Annotated in this window: 19 protein-coding genes; 4 read left to right on the forward strand and 15 right to left on the reverse strand. The window is 54.3% G+C overall.

Going from position 1 to position 21,742, the window contains the following annotated elements:
- Nucleotides 1-27: 27 nt before the first annotated feature.
- The 5 genes from RHM61_RS03285 to RHM61_RS03305 form a co-directional block, all read right to left on the reverse strand.
- A complete protein-coding gene (locus RHM61_RS03285) occupies nucleotides 28-1,224 on the reverse strand; it encodes an acetyl-CoA C-acyltransferase (RefSeq protein WP_322251031.1) in 1,197 nt (398 codons plus the stop codon).
- Between the two features lie 76 nt (nucleotides 1,225-1,300).
- Entirely contained in the window at nucleotides 1,301-3,700 is a 2,400-nt protein-coding gene (locus RHM61_RS03290) for a 3-hydroxyacyl-CoA dehydrogenase/enoyl-CoA hydratase family protein (protein ID WP_322249708.1), read from the reverse strand.
- Between the two features lie 91 nt (nucleotides 3,701-3,791).
- Nucleotides 3,792-5,582 (reverse strand): acyl-CoA dehydrogenase C-terminal domain-containing protein, encoded by a 1,791-nt coding sequence (locus tag RHM61_RS03295; RefSeq protein ID WP_322249710.1) that lies wholly within the window; start codon nucleotides 5,580-5,582, stop codon nucleotides 3,792-3,794.
- 64 nt (nucleotides 5,583-5,646) lie between these two features.
- A complete protein-coding gene (locus tag RHM61_RS03300) occupies nucleotides 5,647-6,249 on the reverse strand; it encodes a TetR/AcrR family transcriptional regulator (RefSeq protein ID WP_322251032.1) in 603 nt (200 codons plus the stop codon).
- A 221-nt stretch (nucleotides 6,250-6,470) separates the two neighbouring features.
- Nucleotides 6,471-6,857: an RNA-binding S4 domain-containing protein gene (locus tag RHM61_RS03305; protein ID WP_322249711.1), complete on the reverse strand. Its 387-nt coding sequence runs from the start codon at nucleotides 6,855-6,857 to the stop codon at nucleotides 6,471-6,473.
- Between the two features lie 228 nt (nucleotides 6,858-7,085).
- Here RHM61_RS03305 and RHM61_RS03310 point away from each other — a divergent pair, with 228 nt between their 5' ends.
- A complete protein-coding gene (locus RHM61_RS03310) occupies nucleotides 7,086-7,688 on the forward strand; it encodes a TetR/AcrR family transcriptional regulator (RefSeq protein WP_322249712.1) in 603 nt (200 codons plus the stop codon).
- Nucleotides 7,689-7,693: 5 nt separating this feature from the next.
- Here the strand turns inward: RHM61_RS03310 and RHM61_RS03315 are convergent, their stop codons facing one another.
- The 8 genes from RHM61_RS03315 to RHM61_RS03350 form a co-directional block, all read right to left on the reverse strand.
- Nucleotides 7,694-8,851: a phospholipase D-like domain-containing protein gene (locus RHM61_RS03315; RefSeq protein WP_322249713.1), complete on the reverse strand. Its 1,158-nt coding sequence runs from the start codon at nucleotides 8,849-8,851 to the stop codon at nucleotides 7,694-7,696.
- Nucleotides 8,851-9,660 (reverse strand): endonuclease/exonuclease/phosphatase family protein, encoded by an 810-nt coding sequence (locus RHM61_RS03320; protein WP_322249714.1) that lies wholly within the window; start codon nucleotides 9,658-9,660, stop codon nucleotides 8,851-8,853. The genes RHM61_RS03315 and RHM61_RS03320 overlap by 1 nt, the downstream gene beginning before the upstream one ends.
- Before the next feature lie 10 nt (nucleotides 9,661-9,670).
- Nucleotides 9,671-10,129, reverse strand: coding sequence for a dihydroneopterin triphosphate diphosphatase (gene nudB, locus RHM61_RS03325; protein ID WP_322249715.1), 459 nt, complete (start codon nucleotides 10,127-10,129; stop codon nucleotides 9,671-9,673).
- Nucleotides 10,130-10,257: 128 nt separating this feature from the next.
- Nucleotides 10,258-10,731 carry a cache domain-containing protein gene (locus RHM61_RS03330; protein WP_322249716.1) on the reverse strand — a complete coding sequence of 158 codons (474 nt, stop codon included), beginning with the start codon at nucleotides 10,729-10,731 and terminating at the stop codon, nucleotides 10,258-10,260.
- Nucleotides 10,732-11,061: 330 nt separating this feature from the next.
- On the reverse strand, nucleotides 11,062-12,867 hold the full coding sequence (aspS, locus tag RHM61_RS03335) for an aspartate--tRNA ligase (protein WP_322249717.1): 1,806 nt from the start codon (nucleotides 12,865-12,867) through the stop codon (nucleotides 11,062-11,064).
- A 67-nt stretch (nucleotides 12,868-12,934) separates the two neighbouring features.
- Nucleotides 12,935-13,540 carry a DUF502 domain-containing protein gene (locus RHM61_RS03340; protein ID WP_322249718.1) on the reverse strand — a complete coding sequence of 202 codons (606 nt, stop codon included), beginning with the start codon at nucleotides 13,538-13,540 and terminating at the stop codon, nucleotides 12,935-12,937.
- Between the two features lie 36 nt (nucleotides 13,541-13,576).
- Nucleotides 13,577-13,870 carry an FmdB family zinc ribbon protein gene (locus RHM61_RS03345; RefSeq protein WP_322249719.1) on the reverse strand — a complete coding sequence of 98 codons (294 nt, stop codon included), beginning with the start codon at nucleotides 13,868-13,870 and terminating at the stop codon, nucleotides 13,577-13,579.
- A gap of 93 nt (nucleotides 13,871-13,963) precedes the next feature.
- Nucleotides 13,964-15,388, reverse strand: coding sequence for a sodium:solute symporter family protein (locus RHM61_RS03350; RefSeq protein WP_322249720.1), 1,425 nt, complete (start codon nucleotides 15,386-15,388; stop codon nucleotides 13,964-13,966).
- Between RHM61_RS03350 and RHM61_RS03355 the strand changes: the two genes are divergently transcribed.
- On the forward strand, nucleotides 15,387-15,530 hold the full coding sequence (locus RHM61_RS03355) for a hypothetical protein (RefSeq protein WP_322249721.1): 144 nt from the start codon (nucleotides 15,387-15,389) through the stop codon (nucleotides 15,528-15,530). The two genes, RHM61_RS03350 and RHM61_RS03355, sit on opposite strands and share 2 nt — an antisense overlap.
- Before the next feature lie 83 nt (nucleotides 15,531-15,613).
- On the opposite strand, the gene RHM61_RS03360 is transcribed toward RHM61_RS03355, so the two are convergent.
- Together RHM61_RS03360 and RHM61_RS03365 are read right to left on the reverse strand one after the other, a co-directional pair.
- Nucleotides 15,614-15,928 carry a hypothetical protein gene (locus RHM61_RS03360; RefSeq protein ID WP_322249722.1) on the reverse strand — a complete coding sequence of 105 codons (315 nt, stop codon included), beginning with the start codon at nucleotides 15,926-15,928 and terminating at the stop codon, nucleotides 15,614-15,616.
- Nucleotides 15,929-16,071: 143 nt separating this feature from the next.
- Nucleotides 16,072-16,425, reverse strand: a complete 354-nt coding sequence (locus RHM61_RS03365; RefSeq protein WP_322249723.1) for a FlxA-like family protein — start codon at nucleotides 16,423-16,425, stop codon at nucleotides 16,072-16,074.
- A gap of 176 nt (nucleotides 16,426-16,601) precedes the next feature.
- On the opposite strand from RHM61_RS03365, the gene RHM61_RS03370 reads away from it, so the two are divergent.
- Both RHM61_RS03370 and RHM61_RS03375 read left to right on the forward strand, forming a co-directional pair.
- A complete protein-coding gene (locus RHM61_RS03370; RefSeq protein WP_322249724.1) occupies nucleotides 16,602-17,873 on the forward strand; it encodes an exonuclease SbcCD subunit D in 1,272 nt (423 codons plus the stop codon).
- Complete coding sequence (locus RHM61_RS03375) at nucleotides 17,870-21,604, forward strand: AAA family ATPase (protein WP_322249725.1); 3,735 nt, start codon at nucleotides 17,870-17,872, stop codon at nucleotides 21,602-21,604. Before RHM61_RS03370 ends, RHM61_RS03375 begins: the two co-directional genes overlap by 4 nt.
- The last annotated feature ends 138 nt before the right edge of the window (nucleotides 21,605-21,742 follow it).

Genomic DNA, 21,742 nt, shown 5'->3' on the forward strand with positions numbered 1-21,742 from the left:
GGCGCAGTAGCTCCATCAGTATTGACATTACATGCGTTCAAAAATTCCTGCGGCCCCCATGCCGGTACCGACACACATGGTGACCATCCCATACTTGAGATTATTACGATGCAAAGCATGAATCGTAGTCGCCGAGCGTATCGCGCCAGTCGCACCGAGCGGATGACCGAGCGCGATCGCGCCGCCCATAGGGTTGACCTTGGCCGGATCGAGACCGAGATCCTGCACCACCGCCAGTGATTGCGCAGCAAACGCTTCATTCAATTCAAACCAGTCAATCTGATCCTGCGTGATGCCGGCGGCACGGCATGCTGCCGGGATCGCTTCTTTCGGACCGATGCCCATGATTTCCGGTGGCACGCCGCGCACCGCGAAGGCAGCGAAACGCGCCAGCGGTGTGAGATTGAATTGCTTGAGAATTTTTTCGCTGACCAGTATCAGTACGCCGGCACCATCCGAGGTTTGCGAGCTGTTACCCGCAGTGACGCTGCCCTTGGCCGCGAACACGGCTTTGAGTTTGGCCAAGCCTTCAAGCGACGTATCGGGACGCGCGCCTTCGTCGCGGCTGACGGTGCGCAATTTGAGTTCGATTTCACCGGTGAGCAAATTCGGCACACGGTCGATGATGTCGACCGAAGTCGTTTCCGCATCGAAGAACCCGGCATTTTGCGCGGCGATGGCACGCTGATGCGATTGCAAGGCAAACGCATCCTGCGCTTCGCGCGAAATTTTCCATTGCTGGGCAACTTTTTCTGCCGTCAATCCCATGCCGTAAGCCATGCCGACATTTTCATCGTTGAGGATGGCCATGTTCATCGACGGATTACTCCCCATCATCGGCACCATGGACATCGATTCGACGCCGCCGGCGATCATCACATCGGCTTGACCGACGCGAATACGGTCTGCCGCCATGGCCACAGCAGTAATGCCGGAAGCGCAGTAACGGTTGACGGTGACGCCACCTATGGTGTTGGGCAAACCGGCCAGCAGCACGCCCATACGCGCCAGATTCAAGCCTTGCGCGCCTTCGGGGAAGGAACAGCCGATGATGGCATCTTCGGCCAGTTTCGGATCGAGTCCCGGCACTTGTGCGAAGGCCGATTGCATCACACGTACCAGCAGGTCATCCGGACGGGTATTACGGAACATGCCGCGACCGGATTTACCGATAGGCGTGCGGGTAGCGGCGACGATGTAAGCGTCTTGAAGTTGTTTCATCAGATCTCTCCTTGCGCTTCCTTCAAGGAAGCGCAGATAAATGTAATCGCAGGTGCGTTCTGAGAACGCACGGTCAATATCAGTTACGTACTGGTTTACCGGTTTGCATCATCCCCATGATGCGTTCTTGGGTTTTCGGATGATTGAGCAATTCCATAAAGGCTTTGCGCTCCATATCGAGCAACCATTGTTCGCTGACCAGACTACCGTTATCAACATCACCGCCGCACACTACTTCGGCGATCATTTTACCGAGTTTGAAATCGTGCGCAGAGATAAAGCCGCCGTCACGCATATTGATCAATTGCGCAGCGATAGTAGCGATGCCATGACGACCGGTGACCGGTACCAATTTTTTCATTGGTGCACGATAGCCGGCGTCGAACATGGCACGCGCCTCTACTTTGGCAACGTACAGCAATTCGTAAGGATTGAAAACGATGACATCATTGGCCGACAAGTAGCCCATCTTCTGCGCTTCGAGTGCCGATTTCGACACCGCTGCGGTGGCCGCATTGGTGAAATAATTTTTCAAGAACTGCAGCAAATCAGTGCCTTTGGCATCGGCTGCAGCGCGAACTGCCGCTTCTTTCAAACCGCCACCACCCGGTACCAAACCGACGCCGACTTCCACCAAGCCGATATACGACTCTATCGATGCCACGCGTTTGGCCGCATGCATCATCAATTCGCAACCACCGCCGAGGGCCAGACCCGATACCGCTGCCACCACCGGAATGTTGGCATACTTCAGCGCTTGATGCGCATTTTGCAAACGCGCGATCGCCGGTTCGATGGCTTTCACACCGCCCGACATAAACAAGGGCAGCATGGCCTGCAAATCGGCACCGGCCGAGAAGGCCCCGCCATCGGCAGCATCGGCACTCCAGATGACCAAGCCTTTGAAATTTTTCTCCGCTTCGGCAATCGCTTTTTCCATACCTTCGATCACGCCGGGGCCAATCACGTGCATCTTGGTTTTCATCGATAAAATCAGCACATCATCGTTTTGATGCCAGATCCGCACCGACTCATCTTCGAAGAAAGTCACGCCGGCATTGGCACCGCTCGTTGCGCCGCTACCCAATACTGGCGCACGGAAAGCTTGACGATCATAGACGGCCAAGCGAGAACGCGGCACGAACCGGCTGTCAGCGGCCGACCAGGAACCGTCCGCGCTGTGCACGCCAGCGTTATCGGCCACGGCACCGGCAAACACCCAGGCTGGCAAAGCGGCATCGCACAAGGCTTTACCGGCGTCGATATCTTCTTTCACCCAGTTAGCCACTTGCAACCAACCCGACGCTTGCCAAGTTTCGAACGGGCCGACATTCCAACCGAAACCCCAACGCATGGCGAAATCGATGTCCCGCGCATTGTCGGCGATGCTGGCACTGTGCACGGCGATGTAATGGAAGGCATCGCGGAAAATCGCCCACAAAAACTGCGCTTGCACATTGCTCGATTCGCGCAAGCTCTTCATCTTCTTGACCGGATCTTTTTCTTTCAACAGGCGCGCGACCAAATCATCGGCCTTGCCGCCGCCGCTGACATATTGGGCGCTGGCGAAATCGAGTCGTTGAATATCCTTGCCGACTTTTTTGTAAAAACCGGCACCGCTCTTCTGGCCCAAAGCACCGGCAGCAACCAATTTGGCCAGCACTTCCGGGGTTTTGTAGACGGCAAAGAACGGATCATCGGCCAGATTATCCTGCATGGTCTTGATCACATGGCCCATGGTATCGAGGCCGACCACATCGGCGGTACGGAAAGTACCGGAGGAGGCGCGGCCGAGTTTTTTACCGGTCAAATCATCGACGACATCGACGCTCAAGCCGAATTTTTCGGCTTCATGGATGGTCGCCAGCATGCCGAAAATACCGACGCGGTTGGCGATGAAGTTAGGCGTATCTTTGGCGCGGACCACGCCTTTGCCCAAGCTGGTGGTCAGGAAGGCTTCGAGTTGGTCGATGATTTCCGGGCGCGTCGCCACGGTCGGGATCAATTCTACCAAATGCATGTAGCGCGGTGGATTGAAGAAATGTACGCCGCAAAAGCGCGCCTTGAGTTCGGCATCGAAGCCTTCGGCCAAGGCCGTGATCGACAGACCCGAAGTATTGGAAGCAAAAATCGCATTCGGAGCAATGTGCGCCGACACTTTTTTATACAGATCGTGTTTCCAATCCATGCGCTCGGCAATCGCTTCGATAATCAAATCGCAACCGGCCAGCAGATCGAGATTGTCTTCGTAATTGGCAACTTCGATCAGGGCGGCATCGTCTTTATTTCCGAACGGTGCAGGATTGAGTTTTTTCAGATTCTCAATGGCGCGCAGCACGATGCCATTTTTCGGGCCTTCTTTGGCCGGCAAATCGAACAACACGACCGCTACTTTGGCATTGATACAGTGTGCGGCGATTTGCGCGCCCATCACACCGGCACCGAGGACGGCGACTTTTTTAACGATAAAATTGCTCATGGATAACCTCATTGGAATTCGTGGAACAAGGACTGCATGCCTGGAAATGCACGCAACAAAGCCTCCCCCGTCAACGGGAGAGGCTTTGGCATCAGAACAGGTCGGCGTCGAGAGCCAACAGATTGGCACTGCCGGAACGCGCTTGACGGGTCAGCATCGCGGTTTCCGGATACAGGCGGGCAAAGTAGAAACGCGCCGTCGCCAGTTTGGCAATATAGAAGCTGTCGCCACCGGCTTGCTTGCTCAAGGCGATTTTCGCCATTTGCGCAAAGAAGTAGCTGTACACCAGATGACCGACCACGCGCAGGTAAGGCACGGCAGCAGCACCGACTTCATCCGGATTCTGGAAGGCTTTCATGCCGATTTCCATGGTCAGCTTGGTGACTTTGTCGCCCAGCTCAGCCAACGGTGTCACGAATTCAGACATCGCTTCATCACTGCCATTGGCTTCGACGAAGGCTTGTACCTTGGCGCCGAATTTACGCAGCTTGGCCCCGTTGTCCATGAGAATCTTGCGGCCCAACAGATCGAGCGATTGCACGGTGTTGGTGCCTTCGTAAATCATATTGATACGCGAATCACGCACATACTGCTCCATGCCCCATTCAGCGATGAAACCGTGCCCACCGTATACCTGCAAACATTCCGAAGTGGCAGCCCAAGCATTGTCGGTAATGAAGGCTTTGATAACGGGCGTGAGCAAAGCGACTTCATCGGCACAATCTTTGCGCACTTGTTCATCCGGGTGATTCAATTCTTTATCGAGCTGCAAAGCGACATACGAACAGAAGGCACGCGCGCCTTCGGCATAGGCTTTAGCGGTCAACAACATGCGCCGCACATCGGCATGCACGATGATAGGGTCAGCCGGTTTGTCCGGTGCTTTCGGTCCCGACAGGCTGCGCATCTGGATGCGATCTTTGGCATAGACCACGGCATTTTGATAGGCCACTTCGGTCAAACCCAAGCCTTGCATACCGACGCCGAGACGGGCCGCATTCATGAACACGAACATCGCGTTCAAACCTTTGTGCGGTCCGCCGATGAGCCAAGCGGTAGCACCATCGAGATTCATTTGGCAAGTCGAATTGCCATGGATGCCCATTTTTTCTTCGATCGCGCCGCAGAAAATCGGATTGCGCGCGCCGTTGGAGCCATCCGCATTCGGTAAAAATTTCGGTACGATGAAGAGCGAAATACCCTTCGAGCCTTCCGGTGCACCAGGCAAACGCGCCAGCACCAGATGAACGATGTTATCAGCCATATCGTGCTCACCGGCCGAGATGAAAATCTTGGCGCCGCTGATGCGGTACGAACCATCGTCTTGTGGTTCGGCTTTCGAACGCAGCATGCCCAAGTCAGTGCCGCAATGCGGTTCGGTCAGGCACATGGTGCCGGTCCATTCGCCGGAAATCAGTTTCGGCAAGTACAGATCTTTTTGTTCTTGCGTGCCGTGTTCGTGGATGCATTCGTAGGCACCATGCGAGAGACCCGGGTACATGGTCCAGGCTTGATTAGCCGAATTCATCATTTCATAGAAGGAATTATTGACTACCAAAGGCAAGCCTTGGCCGCCGAATTCCGGATCGCACGACAACGCCGGCCAGCCGGCTTGCACATATTGTTTGTAGGCTTCTTTAAAACCTTTCGGGGTAGTAACGGCATGCGTGCTTTTGTCGTGATGACAGCCTTCGCGGTCGCCCGAATGATTGATAGGAAACAGCACCTCAGAAGTGAATTTGCCGCCTTCTTCCAAAATCTGGTTGATGATATCGGTATCGACTTCAGCATGCTTAGGCAATTGCTTGAGTTCAGATTCCACATTCAATAATTCATGCAACACAAACTGCATATCACGCAATGGTGCGATATATTGACCCATGATTTTCTCCTGACGACAAAGTTAAACTAAATTTAGAAACACTTTTCAAGGCCGCTGCCAGTACTTATACAGTGCTGTGGCGCGGCGCATAACATTCAATCAATCTCTCAAACCCGGCTTGCGCCCTATCCACACTGCCCGGTTTGCGCAAAAACCGCGCATCATGGTGCAGCGCCAGGATGAGGCCATACATGTCATACACAATCTGATCGGCATCGACCTCGCTACTGAGATGACCGAGCGTGATCGCCTGACTGGCAGCGCGCTGTAAGGCCCCCTGCCAAGCCCGCACCATGCCGACTAATTCATCGCGGATCGGACCGGGACGGTCATCGTATTCGGCCGCACCACTGATGTAGATACAACCGGAAGCGATTTCAACCGTGACGCGCTTGATCCACAGTGCAAACATCGACTGCAGACGCGGCAAACCGCGCTCTTCTTTCATGCTCGGATAAAATACTTCCTGCTCGAAATGGTGGTGATACAACTTCAACACTTCGATTTGCAAATCTTCCCGCGAACCGAAATGGGCGAACACGCCAGACTTGCTCATGTTCATCTTGTCGGCCAACAAACCGATCGTCAGTCCTTCTATACCGTCCCGACTGGCAGCGTCGAGCGCTACGTCGAGAATGGCGGCGCGGGTCAATTCACCCTTGCGCATGAATTTCGATGTCATATTCATATTACATTGCTTATTTGAGATGCTTTTGCTTACATAATGCTATGCAAACAGAAAATTAATCGAACGCTCGTACTATTAGCCAGAGCGCAGTAAATGTCAAACCCGATTCGTAGAGGAGAGTATCTATTTGTTTTATCAGAGGGGTAGCGCAGCAAGGCTTGCGCGCCGCCGTCATTGACGCAACAAGAGCTGGCACAGGCTCAGTAATCATCACGCACTGCCGTCAATGCACGCCGCTCACGTTTGCTTGGTCGCCCGGGCAGCACGGCGGCCGGTTCGCGGGAATACTTGCGTTCCTCGCTGCGTTGCTGGCGTTGCTCCAGGCTGGCGGCAGTTTCTTCATACATGGTTTGCGCCACCACAGCGCTGCCGCGTAACGCCAACAAGCGCAGTACGCGTAATTCGGTACGCTGCTCGCCATGCTCGACCACGAGTACATCGCCGATGTGCAGCTCCTGTGCCGGCTTGACGCGCGCTTGATTGCGTTGCACGCGGCCGAGATCGACGGCGTGGGTGGCCAGACTGCGGGTTTTGAAAAAACGCGCGGCCCACAGCCATTTATCGATGCGCAAGGTGGAATTCGTCATGATGGACCGTTTACATAAATTTTGGTACGTGCATACTATTTTGATGCAATGTAGCGCAGCGCAAGACCAAACGCCAGCCATTTATCGAATCTGTTAAGAGCAAAGCAAATTTTCCCATGTTGCAGCGCGCATAGACAGCCAGCCACAGGCCCGTACAATCGAGTCGATAAACATTTCATGCAATAACGGCAAGGCCCATAAATAACCGGTCTGGGGAAGGCAAAACGGATGAACTCAGTCGATGAGTTGAGCGGTAAAAAGCGTTCGATTTTGATTGCTGCGGAAAAATGCTTTGCCGCGCAAAGCTATGAAGGCGTCTCGATCCGCGATATTGCGCATGAAGCGAATGTGCCGGTAGCACTGGTCGGTTACTACTTTGGCGCAAAAAATCAGTTGTACCACGCCATCTTCGAATACCACAGCGCCTACCTCAATGAGCGCTTACTGGCATTGCGCGCCACCCGTCACGGCCACACTGTCGAACTCGACGCAGTCTTGGCCGCTTTCGTGCGACCACTACTGCAACTGCGCGAACAGACAGAAAGCGCCGATTTCGCCCGTATGGTCATGCGTGGTGTAATCGACCGCCACGAAGCCAGCGAGCGCATCCGCGCCGACTTTTATGCGCCGATGGCCGATGAACTCATCGCCGCACTGCAAGACGCCCTGCCGCTGGCCACCCAGACCAGCCTGTGCCGCAGCTATCAATGGGCGCTTGGTGCCTTGCTACATCATGTGCTGGCGGCCGACCCGGGCGGCGACGAGGCCGCCGACGATGCGGCCTTGCTGCGCTTTCTCAGCCATGGCATCCGTGCCGCGAATGCCATCTAGCAGTCCTAACCATAATTGCCGAACGTCAAAATCCGCATCATGCCGCGATACACCAGATATGCAAAGCCATACCAAGCGCGGCGCTGCCATGGTTGATTGGCGTAATCTGCCAATAACACTTCCACCCCATCGGCCACGCCTTTTTCCAGTTCGCCGGCCAGACGATTGGTAAACGCCAGATCGCGGATGACAAGATTGGCTTCGTGATTCAAAAACAAGCTAAGCCCGTCGACATTGCTCGAACCGACCGTGGACCAATCATCATCGACCACGGCGACCTTGGCATGCAGCTGGGTTTTACGGTATTCGACGATACGTATGCCATTACGCAACAATTTCGGATAATACGAATGGGTAACGGCATCTTGCAGGGCAAACTGGCCTACCCCGATCAACAAGGTAACCGAGACTCCGCGCGCTGCCGCGCTGCTCAGAGCGCGCCGGAATTTACGCCCGGGAGCAAAATACGGCGTCACCAAAATCGCCCGTGTATGCGCTTTGCCGAGCGCATGCAAGTAAGCTTTTTGTATCGTCACGCGGTTACGCAAATTATCGCGCACCACCAGCGCCGCGCTGCTTTGCGCCGCGACCGTGGCATCTTTGCTCAAATCGCGCATGAGCTCAATGCGCGTCAGCCAGCCCAAGCGACCGGTGCGACGCCATTGCGACTCGACTTCAAAATGCACATGCGGCACCAAGGGGCCGACCAGCTTCACGGCAAAATCCCAGCGTGGAAACGGTAACAGTTGCTCGCGCCCGTCGTCGGAAATATGGTCGTCGATAATATTCAGACCGCCGACGAAGGCCAAACCCATATCGACCACACAGATTTTTCTGTGGGTGCGCGCCAGCCCGTGTCCGAACCAAGGATTAAAGCAACGGCAAGCAACCCCGCCGTCGTGCAAGACGCGCGCCAGCCGTTCGGCAGCGACACGACCGCTGCCCAGCCAATCAATCACCACGCGCACCATCACGCCACGCTGTACCGCCGCAATCAAGGCATTGCGTACGCGTGCAGCGGTTTCATCGTGGGCAAAGATATACGTTTCCAGATACACCTGACGATGCGCACCATCAATTGCTGCCAGCAAGGCTGTAAAATATTCACCGCCACAATGCAGCAATTGCACATCATTACCGTCGATGTAATGAAACTTGCTCATCAGCGCACGGTCGACAACAACTCGAGATGGGCGGTAATCGGTACGTGGTCGGACAAACTGTCCCACGGCGCACCTTTGAGCACTTGTGCATCGCGGACTTGAAAACCGCGCAGATACATCCGGTCCAAACACAGCCAAGGCAAACCGGCAGGGAAGGTGCGCGCATGGGGGGCACTGGCAGCGGAAAAAAATTGACTGATACTTTTGCGTGAAAACGGTGCCTGCGCCAGCTTACCACCAACATCGAAGGCTTCCACCACACCGAGCTGTTCATACAAGGCCGCGCTCAGACTCTGGCTCCAATCATTGAAATCACCGGCGATGATCAGCGGTGCATCGGCCGGGGTATCGCGCGCAATAGTGGCGATCAGCGCCTGCACTTGGCGGCGCCGACTGGCGGCAAACAGGCCCAGATGGACGACAAAGCAATGGACCTCGGCGGCACCGGCCTGCACCACCGCATGCAAGATACCACGCTGCTCATAGGCATGATCGGAAACGTCATGATTGACTTGTGAAGCAATAGGAAAACGACTGAGCAGCGCATTACCATGGTGGCCATGCTCATAAATGGCATTCATTCCATAGGCAAAATGGTGCGAATCGCCAGCCAGATACTCATGCTGCCCCGCTTGCGGCCACAAGGCATGACGCCGCGCATGGTGATCATGCTGGCCTTGCACTTCCTGTAAGAACACCAAATCGGCATCGAGCGCCATCACCGCCTCTTTGATATTGTGAATTCGCGTCTGTCGCCCGAATGCGCTGACGCCCTTATGAATATTATAGGTCGCGATTCGCAGTTGCATGCCGTCCTTGTCAAATTATCTTGTGCTCGTTTCGCTGTGGCAATTGTAAAATCGCTTCTGCATTCGATGCCGAAAAACACTTATCGGCCGCCTCTTTCCAACTCAGCCACTGATATTGCAAATGCTCGCGTGGGGCCAGTTGCACCGCAACTTGGGTCGGAACGCATAAGCCGAACACATGCTCGGTATTATGCGTGATCCCGCTGGCATAACGATGCCGCCAACGCGGATAGATCTCGTAGACATGAGAAAGCTGCCAATCGTTCAATTGGAATTGATCTGCATCAATACCCGTCTCTTCGCCAACTTCGCGTACCGCGGTCAGACGCAATGCTTCGTCTTCCATATCTTTGGAACCGGTGACCGATTGCCAGAAACCGGGATGATCTGCGCGTTCGAGCAGTAATACATCGTATTGTGGGGTATAAATGACAACGAGAACCGATTCGGGAATTTTGTGTTGCGGCATAGTTAACATGAGTGAATAAATGGCAAAACCCTATTCTAGTCTCTTTCTGGAAAGCACTGGTTCAGGCAAAAAAAAAGCCGGTACGCGCCGCAAGGGGCGCACACCGGCAGGCTCGACGGACGGGAAAATTATTTTTCGAAATAAGTTCCGACGCACAACATGGTGTCACCGGCACCGCGCTCACAGTAAGACTTTTTCAATTCATACGTCTGGGTGGCTGGATTATTGAATTTGTAGGGTCCGTACCACCCCTTGCCTGAGGCTTTGACCAAATCAATCATGCCCTTGACGAAGGCATTGCCATCGACATCTTTAATAGAAAGCAAATTCTTGCCGACCATTTTAGGGTTTGCCCCTTGCGCAATGCACTCGCCATTGAAATCATAAGCGAAGACATACAGATCTTTGTGTTTAAAGGCCCCATCAGGATGCTCAGTAAACGCCTTATAAGCCTTTTCTGGCCCAACTGACTTCACCAAGGCGACCGCCTTCTTCACCATCTCCTGTACTTCGGCTTCGCTGCCATGGTCGGCGGCTGACACAGCCGAACTGGCCAGGCACGCGATGGCGGCCAGCAGTGTAATGCGTGAGAACGATGTCATGTTACTTCCTTGCTGTAGGGTAAATACAAAAAAACCATGCTTGCTAATTGCTTATAGCATGCCCAGCAAACCAACAAGACCAAGGACACAAGAGTTGACATTGCTGCTTCGCAATGTATCAGTGCGCTATTTTTTTGCGTTTTGTTTCATGCTCAAAGCGCTTGATGCCTTATCGTCACACTTAAGGAAGGGCAGATTTGGTAAAGAACGCGCGACCATGGCAATTGCCCTATGCAATATTGGAAAAAGCTTGTTGAAGCTTTACTTCGTTGAACTTAGTCAAAAAAAAAGCGCCGCCAGGCGTCGCTTTTTTAGATCGAGCAAGCAAACTCAGCCTTTAATGACCGGCTCCGCAGCGCGCAAACGAATATGCAGTTCGCGCAATTGTTTTTCATCCACAGCCGATGGCGCTTGCGTGAGCAAGCACTGCGCGCGCTGGGTTTTCGGGAAAGCGATCACGTCGCGGATCGATTCGGCACCGGTCATCATGGTAACGATACGATCGAGACCGAAGGCCAGACCACCGTGCGGTGGCGCGCCGTATTGCAAGGCGTCAAGCAGGAAGCCGAATTTCAATTGCGCTTCGTCATCACTGATATTAAGCGCGCGGAACACTTTGCTCTGCACGTCGGCACGATGGATACGCACCGAACCGCCGCCGAGTTCCCAACCGTTCAAGACCATGTCGTAAGCCTTGGCGATGCACTTGCCCGGATCGGTTTCCATCAAATCTTCATGGCCATCTTTCGGTGCCGTGAACGGATGATGCGTGGCCGACCAGCGGTTATTGGCTTCGTCATGTTCAAACATCGGGAAGTCGACTACCCACAGCGGACGCCAAGCATCTTCGAACAAGCCATTGGCCTTGCCGAACACGCTGTGACCGATTTTGACGCGCAAGGCACCGATGGCATCGTTAACCACTTTGGCTTTGTCGGCACCGAAGAAAATCAGATCGCCATCTTGGGCACCGGTTTTTTCCAGTATCGCGGTCAAAGCAGCATCGTGCAAGTTTTTGACGATAGGTGATTGCAAGCCATCGCGCCCCAAGGCTTTTTCATTGACCTTGATGTAAGCCAGACCGCGCGCGCCGTAGATGGCAACGAATTGGGTGTAAGCGTCGATTTCGGAACGCGGCATGTTGGCACCACCCGGTACGCGCAAACCGACCACGCGGCCGTTGGGCAAGTTAGCGGCAGCAGAAAAGACTTTGAAGTCGACATCTTGCATCACTTCGGTCAATTCGGTGAATTGCAACTTGACGCGCATGTCCGGCTTGTCGGAACCATACAGGCCCATCGCTTCGGCGAATTCCATCACTGGAAATGGATCAGGCAAGTCGATGTCGAGGGTGTTTTTGAACACCAGGCGTATCATGCCTTCAAACATATCGCGAATTTCTTGTTCAGACATGAACGAAGTTTCGCAATCAATCTGGGTAAATTCAGGTTGACGATCGGCGCGCAAATCTTCATCGCGGAAGCATTTGGTGATTTGGTAATAGCGGTCGAAGTTGGCCACCATCAGCAATTGTTTAAACAATTGCGGCGACTGTGGCAGAGCAAAAAATTCACCGGCATTCACGCGTGACGGTACCAGATAATCGCGCGCACCTTCTGGGGTCGATTTGGTCAACATCGGTGTTTCGATATCGATGAAGCCATTGGCGTCGAGGAATTTGCGAACTTCCATGGCGACCTTGTAACGCAGGCGCAGGTTGTTTTGCATTTGCGGACGGCGCAGATCGAGCACGCGGTGCGTTAAGCGAGTGGTTTCCGACAAATTGTCGTCGTCGAGCTGGAACGGCGGCGTCACGGAAGGATTGAGGATTTCCACATTGTGCGCCAGCACTTCGATCTTGCCTGATTTCAGGTTGGCATTGGTAGTGCCATCCGGACGTGCGCGCACGATGCCGGTAATGCGCAGACAGAATTCATTGCGTACCGATTCCGCAGCGGCAAACACGTCGGCACGGTCGGGGTCGCAGACCACTTGTACCAAACCTTCGCGATCGCGCAGATCGATGAAGATCACGCCGCCGTGATCGCGGCGACGATGCACCCAGCCGCACAGGCTGACGGTTTGGCCGAGTAAGTCCTCAGTAGTGAGGCCGCAGTAATGGGTACGCATGGACATATTCTTACCTGTATTGAAAATTAATAATGTTTTTTTGGGGATGCCGGTGTGCTGCACCGGCACACACTTATTTGCTTGGTGGTGCAAGATCGGGCGCCACCACACCCATGGACACGATGTATTTCAGGGCGGCATCAACACTCATGTCGAGTTCGATAGCCTCGGCTTTCGGCAACATCAGGAAAAAACCTGAGGTTGGGTTAGGCGTGGTTGGAACATACACGCTGACATAGTCGCCCTGCAAATAATTGGCCACATCGCCACCCGGCACGCCGGTCAAGAAGGCGATAGTCCAGCAACCGGCACGCGGGTATTCGATCAAGACCGCTTTACGAAACGCGTTGCCAGACGAAGAAAACAAGGTGTCCGAGACTTGCTTGACGCTGGAATAAATTGAATTGACGATGGGTATGCGATTGAGCAAGGCTTCCCAGCCTTTGACCACATAATTACCGATGAAGTTCTGCGCCAACAAGCCGGTAACGAAAATGATCAGTAAGGTCAGGATAGAGCCGATGCCGAGCACTTGGAAGCCAACCAGTTTCTCAGGGCGCCATTCTGGTGGCAGCAGCAACAAGGATTGGTCCATCGTGCTGATGATGGCATGCAGTACCCACAGCGTGATAGCCAAGGGAACAAGAATCAGCAAGCCGGTGATGAAGTATTTACGCATAGGTTCAATGGATGGATCAGAAAAAGCGCGCCGGGCTCAGCTCGGCTCGCTGCTCTTGGTAACAGCCGGCGTGGCGACAGCCGCGGCGGGCGCAGCAGCGGCATCGCCGGCAGTTGCCGGTGCGGAGGTAGCGCCAGCACCGCCGGTGCCACCGCGAAAATCGGTGACATACCAGCCCGAACCTTTGAGCTGGAAGCCGGCGGCAGTAACTTGTTTCTGAAATGTGGCTTTGCCACAAGTTGGACATTCAGTGAGTGGGTCGTCAGATATTTTTTGCAATACATCTTTGGCAAAACCACACTCGGTGCAACGATAAGCGTAAATCGGCATACTCTCGCCTTAAAAAATCGGATGAAAACCCTTGATTATAAAGGTTTTTGGGCAGAATTTGCGCATCGCATCATGCGGGCCGATTGCAACTGCTCAGATCAGCGCCGCTTTGCGCGAAAATTGTGGCAATAAAGAACCCACCAGCATACCGGCCATGCTCATGACTACACCGACTAACTGCGGTGGCCAAAAGCCTTCGGGATAGAGCATCTCCAGCGCCACCCAAGAAACGAGACCACAGACGATGGAAGCCAAGCCGCCTTGCGCGGTTGCCGGCTTCCAGTACAGACCGAAGGCCAGCGGCACGAAAGCAGCCACTAAAGTGACCTTATAAGCATTTTCTACCATTTTATAGATGCTCGACTCGGTATGCATAGCAAAGATGGTCACGATCACCGTAAAAAGCAATACCACGATGCGCATCATGCGCAAAAATTGGCGGTCGCTTTGCTCGGGGAAGAACGGTTTGAGGATGTTTTCGGTGAAGGTGACGGATGGTGCCAACAATGTTGCGCTTGCACAACTTTTAATCGCTGACAGCAAGGCCCCGAAGAACATCACCTGTGCCAGCATTGGTACTTTGTTCATGATTAAGGTAGGCAAAATCAGTTGGCTGTCTTTGTCGATCAGGCGATTGACCATCTCAGGGTCGATCAAGGTGGCCGAGTAGGCGAGAAACATGGGAATAAAGGCGAAGCAGAAATACAAGACACCGCCCAAGATCGAGGCATGGCCGGCGATGGTTTCGTTTTTCGATGAGGCAACACGCTGGAATACGTCTTGCTGCGGAATTGAACCGAGCATCATGGTAATCCAGGCGGCAAAAAACCACAGCATGTCACGCGCATTCGGGGCTGGCCAGAATTCAAATTTACCGGCATTGGCGGCATGCGCAATCACCGTACCGGCACCGCCGACCATCCCGGACACTTCCCAACCTATGTAAATCATACCCACGACAATGATGATCATTTGCAAAAAATCAGTGATCGCCACCGACCACATGCCGCCCTTCAAGGTGTAAATGAGCACACTGGCCGCGCCGATCACCATGCCGACGTTCATTTCTATATAACCATCCGACACCACGTTAAAGACCAAGCCCAGCGCCTTGATCTGTGCCGCAACCCAACCCAAATACGAAACGACGATGCACAGGGTGACCAATACTTCCACCGAGCGGCCGAATTTATTGCGGTAGTAATCGCCTATCGTCAACAGATTCATGCGGTATAGCGGCTTGGCAAAAAACAAACCGACCAACACCAGACACAGGGACGAGCCGAAGGGGTCAGCCACCACGCCGCGCAAACCTTCCTTCAGAAAGGTCGAGGAAATACCGAGCACGGCTTCGGAACCAAACCAAGTGGCAAACACCGTCGCGGTAACAACATACATCGGCAAGGAGCGGCCGGCCACGGCGTAATCTTTGCTATTCTTCACGAAACGAGCGGCATACAGACCTATGCCTACCGAAATGACCCAATACAGAATGACGAAGCCAATGAGAGTATTCATGGAAATGATTAGCAATGGTGTCAATAAAAAACCCGCATCAAAACTGCTGCGGGCATGCCAAACGCAAGGCTGGTGGGTCGGGAACGGTGCGACAAGCGCCGCCTTGATGACCAAGCACCCTGCAATAATTGCAGGAGTTTGAAGGAGAAATCGAGCTGTTGCAAGAAAATTTAAGGGCAATTCGCGCGCCAGTCGCGTGCCGACGACAAGCTGTTAATCTGTTAATCAGGCACCATGGACATAGTTTTCACACATCCGTAACAGCGGTGAAAATACCGTCGCGTCCGGCCGCTTCAGCAGTATTTCAATGACTTGTGCAATCTGCATGCGGCTTGGAATCAATTCCATGACGCTGTTGCACATCCAGCCGGTCAGCATGGGGGCTAATTGTTCAAATTTTAAGGTAGCAACTTCTTTACGCGTAGGTACATAGCTGTACCACATTTGCTTTTGTCGTTTGGCAGCTTGTTGCGCAGTTTTTTTTGCGGCTAACAAATGCGTTTGTGCAAAACCAAATCGGTCTTGATCGAATGACTTCATGAAACTCCCATCCTCCAATGAAAAAATAGGATGCGCGGCGTGCAATCTCTGCATGCGACACTATTTCATTTTAGCCTTGAAGTAGAGATTTTTGTTAAATACTGTTACTTTGATACAAAATATTACAGTTTGATGACATGCCCTCAGGAATATAAATCGATATGCACGCCGACCGTCAAGTTAGCCGCCAGCGGCGGCTTGACGGCGGCAGCGGTTTGCGTGTTGGCCACGACATGAGCCGGATTGACTGACTGCGCTGCACTGCTTGCCGCGCTCTCAAGACTGCGCTTGACAGCGGCAATCTTGGCGGAAATTTCAGCAATCTGTGCCTTACCCTCGGTAGTACTGGCCGAATCGCAATTGACACAATCGGACAGTTGATGTTGATATTGAGACAACTGTGCGCGTAAACTGGCCCCGCCGCCCGCTGCGGCAGTCGCACTCTTACTGGTATCAGCGGCGGCACTGGCCGAGGTATTGGTGATCGCATCGACCATGATTTTCTCCGGAAAAATGAGGCAGCGCATACCGCTGTCAGTCTTGGTCGTGATGGTCGGCGAAAGCTTACACTTATCAACAACGCACTTGTGCGTTATATTCAGCGAGCTTTTTGAGGAAGGCGCGGATTTCAGCTGCGCAGCCTTCGCTCTCCGTTTGACTCCAAGGATACTCTGTGCGCTTCATTCATACCTCTGACTGGCATATCGGTCAAACCCTGCATCAATTCGAACGTGCCGCCGAACACCAGGCGTTTCTGGACTGGCTGGTGCTAACGCTGGTGCGCGAGCGCGTCGACGCCTTACTGATCGCCGGTGATATTTTTGATACCGCCAACCCTTCAGCTTCGGCGCAAAAGCAATTTTATCGTTTCTTACAGCAAGCCAAGGCGGCCCTGCCGCAGCTCGATATCGTCATCATCGCCGGCAATCACGACTCGCCGGGGCGACTGGAAGCGCCGCTGCCCCTGCTCGAAGGCATGCAGATCCATGTGATCGGTGCAGTGCCGCGCGATGCCGCTGGCGCAATCGAGCTCGCACGCTTGGTCGTGCCACTGCATGAGGCAGATGGCAGTATTGCTGCCTGGTGCATTGCCATGCCGTTTCTGCGTCCCGGCGATGTACCGCGTCTGCCCGCGCCAACAGCTGAGGCTGAGGCGCAGGCTGCCGCAGCGCCTGACCCTTACTTGGCCGGCATCGCCTTGCTTTACCAACAGGCAACGGCCCATGCGCGCGGCCTGCGCAGCGCTGCGCAGCCTTTGATCGCGATGGGTCACTGCCACATGGTGGGCGGGGAAATTTCTGCTGAATCGGAACGCAGTATTGTCATCGGCGGCAGCGAGGCCTTATCGGCAGCCTTGTTCGACAGCGATATCGCCTATGCCGCGCTCGGCCACCTGCATCTGTCGCAACAAGTCGCGCGGCAAGCGCATCTGCGCTATTGCGGCAGTCCGCTACCCTTATCATTTGCCGAAATCGATTATCCACACCAAGTACTACGGGTCGATTTGGCCAGTGACGGCACGAGCGTGGTGACGCCCTTGCCGGTGCCGCGCGCGGTCGCCTTGTTGCGCGTACCGCGGCAACCGGCCCCGCTGGCACAGGTATTGGTGGCCTTGACCGCGCTCGATGTGCCGTCAGACATAGCGCTCGAATTACAGCCGTATTTAGAAGTGCGGGTCAAGTTGACAGCACCGGAACCGGGCTTACGCAGTGCGATAGAAACTGCACTCGAAGGCAAAGCAGTGCGGCTGGCCAAAATCGATATCAGCTTTGTACAACAACAGGCTGACGGCGCGCCAGCGGTGCTGCTGGAAGATCTGGCGCAATTGCAACCTGAACATATTTTTGAACGTTTGTATCAGCAACACTATGCAGCGGAAACGCCAGCAGCATTGCACGCAGCGTTTGCCGAATTATTGCTCACCACCGAACGGAGCACGCTATGAAAATTCTGGCACTACGCGGAAAAAATCTGGCCTCGCTGGCCGGTGAGTTTGCCGTCGATTTCGAGCAAGAGCCCTTGCGTTCGGCCGGATTGTTCGCCATCAGCGGCCCTACCGGTGCCGGCAAGAGCACCCTGCTCGATGCCTTGTGCATGGCCTTGTATGAAAATACCCCACGGCTGTTCAAAGCGGGCAATAGCAAGCTACCCGATGGCAAAGAATTAGTCACCCAGCAAGATACCGGTAACCTGTTACGGCGCGGCTGTGGTGATGGCTATGCCGAGGTCGATTTCGTTGGTAACGACAGCCTGCATTACCGTGCCCGTTGGAGTGTGCGTCGCTCACGCAACAAGGCCAGCGGCAGTCTGCAACCGACGACCATGCAATTGCATCAGTTACCGCAGATGCAAGCCATAGGTGGCACCAAGACCGAAATCAAGGCAGCCATAGAGAAACGCATCGGCCTCAGTTTCACCCAGTTCACACGCGCCGTATTACTGGCGCAAAATGAATTTTCCAGTTTTTTGAAAGCTGACGAGGATGAGCGTGGCTTGCTGCTGGAAACCTTAACCGGTACCGCCCTCTATGCCAGCTTGTCAATCAATGCCTTTGCCCGTGCCAAAGAAGAGCGCGCGGCACTGGAACGTTTCCATACTCGTCTGGCCGATAATGCCCCCTTGCCGCCGACCGAGCGCGCCAGCATCGACGCGGCGCGCGAAACGGCACAACAAGAATTGCAGCAGCTCGATTTACAGAGGCAAAGCTTGCTGTCACAACAAAGCTGGCATCATGATGGTGTGCGCTTGGCCAGCCACGAGCATAGTGCCGCTCTGACTTTGCAGCAGTGCGAGCAAGCATGTAGCGATGCAGCACCACGACAGCAGCAACTCGACGCCATTGATGCGGTGGAAAGTGCCCGCCCGGTGTTGACAGAGTGCGAACGCTTGCGACAAGAATTGCTGCGCGACCAGCAAACAATCAGCCTTGGCCACGCTCTCTTATTGCAAGCAGAAGCAGAGGAAGCGGTGCACACCAGGGCAAGCGATGCGTCACAGCAAGCGCTACAAGCGGCAGAACAACAACAGCATGCCGCCGCCGGTGCACTTGATGAAGCCAAAGCATTGGATGCCCGCATTGCCACTTTGCTACCGGTCCATGCAACGCTTGAGCAAGCAGAAGCCATATCGACCGAGGCACACAAAAAAGTACGCCAAGACTTACAAGGCCACGAACAGGAATCAGCCTTACTCGCCAAGCGTTTGCTCGCCGTCAGCGCGTGGCGCGAACAGCATGCCAACCTGGCGATTCTGGCCCGCCAATGGCCGGTTGCCGACAGCGAGCTCAAGCAAGCTGCCAGCCTTTCTCGTGAATTACAACAACAGCTTGCCAGCCTCAGCGGTGCGCGCATACAAGCTGCGGCGCAACACAGTGCCTTACAGCAAACACAACAACAAGTGGCGCTGGCCAGCGCCGCAGTGCGTACCGCCACCGAGCAACGCACGGCGCAGGCCCACGCTTTACAGGCGTATGATTTCGCGGCATTGCAAGCGCAACGCGCCGACGATGAACAACAGCGCGAACAATTGCACAGCGCCATCCAGTTGGTGCAAGGAATCAATCACCTCGGTGTGCAAGTCGGCGCGCTGCAGCGCCGTCTGACTGAGAGTGAGCAAGCGGCGCAAGCGGCCAGCTTGGCTGCGACAACAGCACAAGCACGTCTGCCCGACTTGCAGGCGGCGGTGGAACAAGCCGAACGCGCACTGCGCAGCGCCGAAACGGCAGCAGCGGCTGATGTACGGCAACTGCGTGCCGACTTGTGCGACGATGCCCCCTGCCCGGTCTGCGGCGCAACGGCGCATCCATATCGCGACAGTGCCCCGGCCTTGGATGAATTGCTCCTGCTCTTGCGTGAGCAATTAAAATCATGTCGGCAGCAACAGCAAAGTGCCCATACTGCGCAAGGACAAAATCAAAGCGCGTATCAGCAACAAACTGAATTGGCCAGCAACTTGCGTCAAGAGTTACTCGGTCTACATACGAGCTTGCAAGCACAACAGCAAACTTGGCTCAGGCATCCAGGCTTTTGCAGCCTCGATGCAGCAGCGGCAATTCCAGCCTTGCAGCAACAAAACCAAGCACTCTCTGAAAAGCAGCAAAACCACCGGCAAATCGAAGCCGCCTACCACCAAACTTCGCAAGCGCATTTAGCCGCACAAGGGCAAGAACAACAAGCCTTGCAACAGCAACTCGATGCCGCTGCGGCCCAGCATGCTGCCACCACAGAGTTGCAAAAAACCCAGAGTTTGATCGAACACCTCGAGCAGCAACAGCATGCGCAACACGCGCGCGTGGAATACTTGCTCAGCAATTTGGCAACGCTTTTCGAGCACGAGGGCTTAGGTCCGGACGATGGCGATTGGCGTGCGCTGTGGCAAGCCGAGCCGCAGGCATTTCATGCACGTTGCCTGGAACAGGTTTCCAATTGGCAAAGACAACTGCAATTGGAACAAGAATTGCGAGCACAAATCGACAGCTTGCGCCATGCCTTGGCCCAGCTTGTCGTGCAGCAGGAAAATACTGCCGACGCGGAACAAAGCGCCCGCGCCGCCGTACTAAGCAGCGCGACATCGTTACAAGCCTTACGTGGGCAACGCACGACCTTGTTTGATGGCGTGTCGATAGCGACCGTCAGCGCAGGCTTGCAGCAAGCGGTACAACATGCCGCCGCCGGATTGGCGAGCGCCGTCGCCACTCGCGATACCAGCCGCTTGCAATTGAGCCGTCAGCGCGAAGCACAGGCGCAACAGACGGCTTTATTGCTTGCGCATCAAATGCAAGCCGAGCAGGCAGCGAGCGCGCTCACCGACTGGCTCGCGGCACAGCCAAGCCCAATTGATGAAACACAGTTACGCAACTTACTGAGCCAAGACAAAGCCGAACTGGCGCAACAACGCGCGGCTTTACAAGCGATCAAACAAGCGCGCCTGCAAGCTCATACCATCTGGCAAGAACGTCGCAATCTCTGGCTTACGCAGCAGGCGGCACGCCCCTTGAATGCCGACGGTGGCACGAGTGAAGTGGCCGAAGTGGAAGCCGCGCTGCTTACTTTGGCACAAGAACGTGAGTTGGTTTGGCAGCAGTTGAATCGCCATCAACTGGCGGCGGCACAAGATGATGCGCGACGCTTGCAGGCGGCAGACTTACTCGAAGCCATGCAATTGCAACAGGACCGTTGCCATGTGTGGAATCAGCTCAATGAACTCATCGGTTCCGGCGATGGGAAAAAATTCCGAAATTACGCCCAGCAAATCACGCTCGATATTTTGCTCGCCTATGCAAATTCTCACTTGCAGCAACTGGCACGCCGTTACCGCTTGCAACGCATTGTGCATAGCTTGTCCTTGATGGTGATCGATCAGGATATGGGCGATGAAGTGCGTTCCGTACATTCGCTGTCGGGCGGTGAATCATTTTTAGTTTCGCTGGCACTGGCGCTGGCGCTGGCATCGTTGTCGAGTAATCGTGTCAAAGTCGAGTCGCTGTTCATCGATGAAGGCTTTGGCAGTCTCGATGCCGCTACCTTGCGGGTAGCCATGGATGCGCTCGATAGTTTGCAAGCTTTGGGGCGCAAAGTCGGTGTTATTTCGCACGTGCAAGAAATGACGGAACGGATCAGCACACGCATCAATGTACAGAAAACAGCCGGAGGAAAAAGCAGTGTTGCCGTGATTTAAAAACACCAGCGACAGCGAATGTGACGCGCAGTATACAAACAAACTTTTGCAAAAAATATATCAACAAAATCAGTTGTTTTATTTATACAAACTCTACCCTGAGCCAGATTTTTTTGAGTTAGATCAATCTATAATTAT

Source organism: Undibacterium sp. CCC3.4, assembly GCF_034347425.1.
Taxonomy (GTDB): Bacteria; Pseudomonadota; Gammaproteobacteria; order Burkholderiales; family Burkholderiaceae_D; genus Undibacterium.

Coding starts and splice junctions, on each gene's coding strand:
- RHM61_RS03340 (WP_322249718.1), bottom strand. CDS start 13,540: ATGCGTAAATACTTCATCACCGGCTTGCTGATTCTTGTTCCCTTGGCT.
- RHM61_RS03360 (WP_322249722.1), bottom strand. CDS start 15,928: ATGAAGTCATTCGATCAAGACCGATTTGGTTTTGCACAAACGCATTTG.
- RHM61_RS03320 (WP_322249714.1), bottom strand. CDS start 9,660: ATGCAACTGCGAATCGCGACCTATAATATTCATAAGGGCGTCAGCGCA.
- RHM61_RS03300 (WP_322251032.1), bottom strand. CDS start 6,249: ATGCGCAAGGGTGAATTGACCCGCGCCGCCATTCTCGACGTAGCGCTC.
- RHM61_RS03315 (WP_322249713.1), bottom strand. CDS start 8,851: ATGAGCAAGTTTCATTACATCGACGGTAATGATGTGCAATTGCTGCAT.
- RHM61_RS03305 (WP_322249711.1), bottom strand. CDS start 6,857: ATGACGAATTCCACCTTGCGCATCGATAAATGGCTGTGGGCCGCGCGT.
- RHM61_RS03345 (WP_322249719.1), bottom strand. CDS start 13,870: ATGCCGATTTACGCTTATCGTTGCACCGAGTGTGGTTTTGCCAAAGAT.
- nudB (WP_322249715.1), bottom strand. CDS start 10,129: ATGCCGCAACACAAAATTCCCGAATCGGTTCTCGTTGTCATTTATACC.
- RHM61_RS03375 (WP_322249725.1), top strand. CDS start 17,870: ATGAAAATTCTGGCACTACGCGGAAAAAATCTGGCCTCGCTGGCCGGT.
- RHM61_RS03355 (WP_322249721.1), top strand. CDS start 15,387: ATGGAAATGATTAGCAATGGTGTCAATAAAAAACCCGCATCAAAACTG.
- RHM61_RS03290 (WP_322249708.1), bottom strand. CDS start 3,700: ATGAGCAATTTTATCGTTAAAAAAGTCGCCGTCCTCGGTGCCGGTGTG.
- RHM61_RS03310 (WP_322249712.1), top strand. CDS start 7,086: ATGAACTCAGTCGATGAGTTGAGCGGTAAAAAGCGTTCGATTTTGATT.
- aspS (WP_322249717.1), bottom strand. CDS start 12,867: ATGTCCATGCGTACCCATTACTGCGGCCTCACTACTGAGGACTTACTC.
- RHM61_RS03295 (WP_322249710.1), bottom strand. CDS start 5,582: ATGGGTCAATATATCGCACCATTGCGTGATATGCAGTTTGTGTTGCAT.
- RHM61_RS03350 (WP_322249720.1), bottom strand. CDS start 15,388: ATGAATACTCTCATTGGCTTCGTCATTCTGTATTGGGTCATTTCGGTA.
- RHM61_RS03330 (WP_322249716.1), bottom strand. CDS start 10,731: ATGACATCGTTCTCACGCATTACACTGCTGGCCGCCATCGCGTGCCTG.
- RHM61_RS03365 (WP_322249723.1), bottom strand. CDS start 16,425: ATGGTCGATGCGATCACCAATACCTCGGCCAGTGCCGCCGCTGATACC.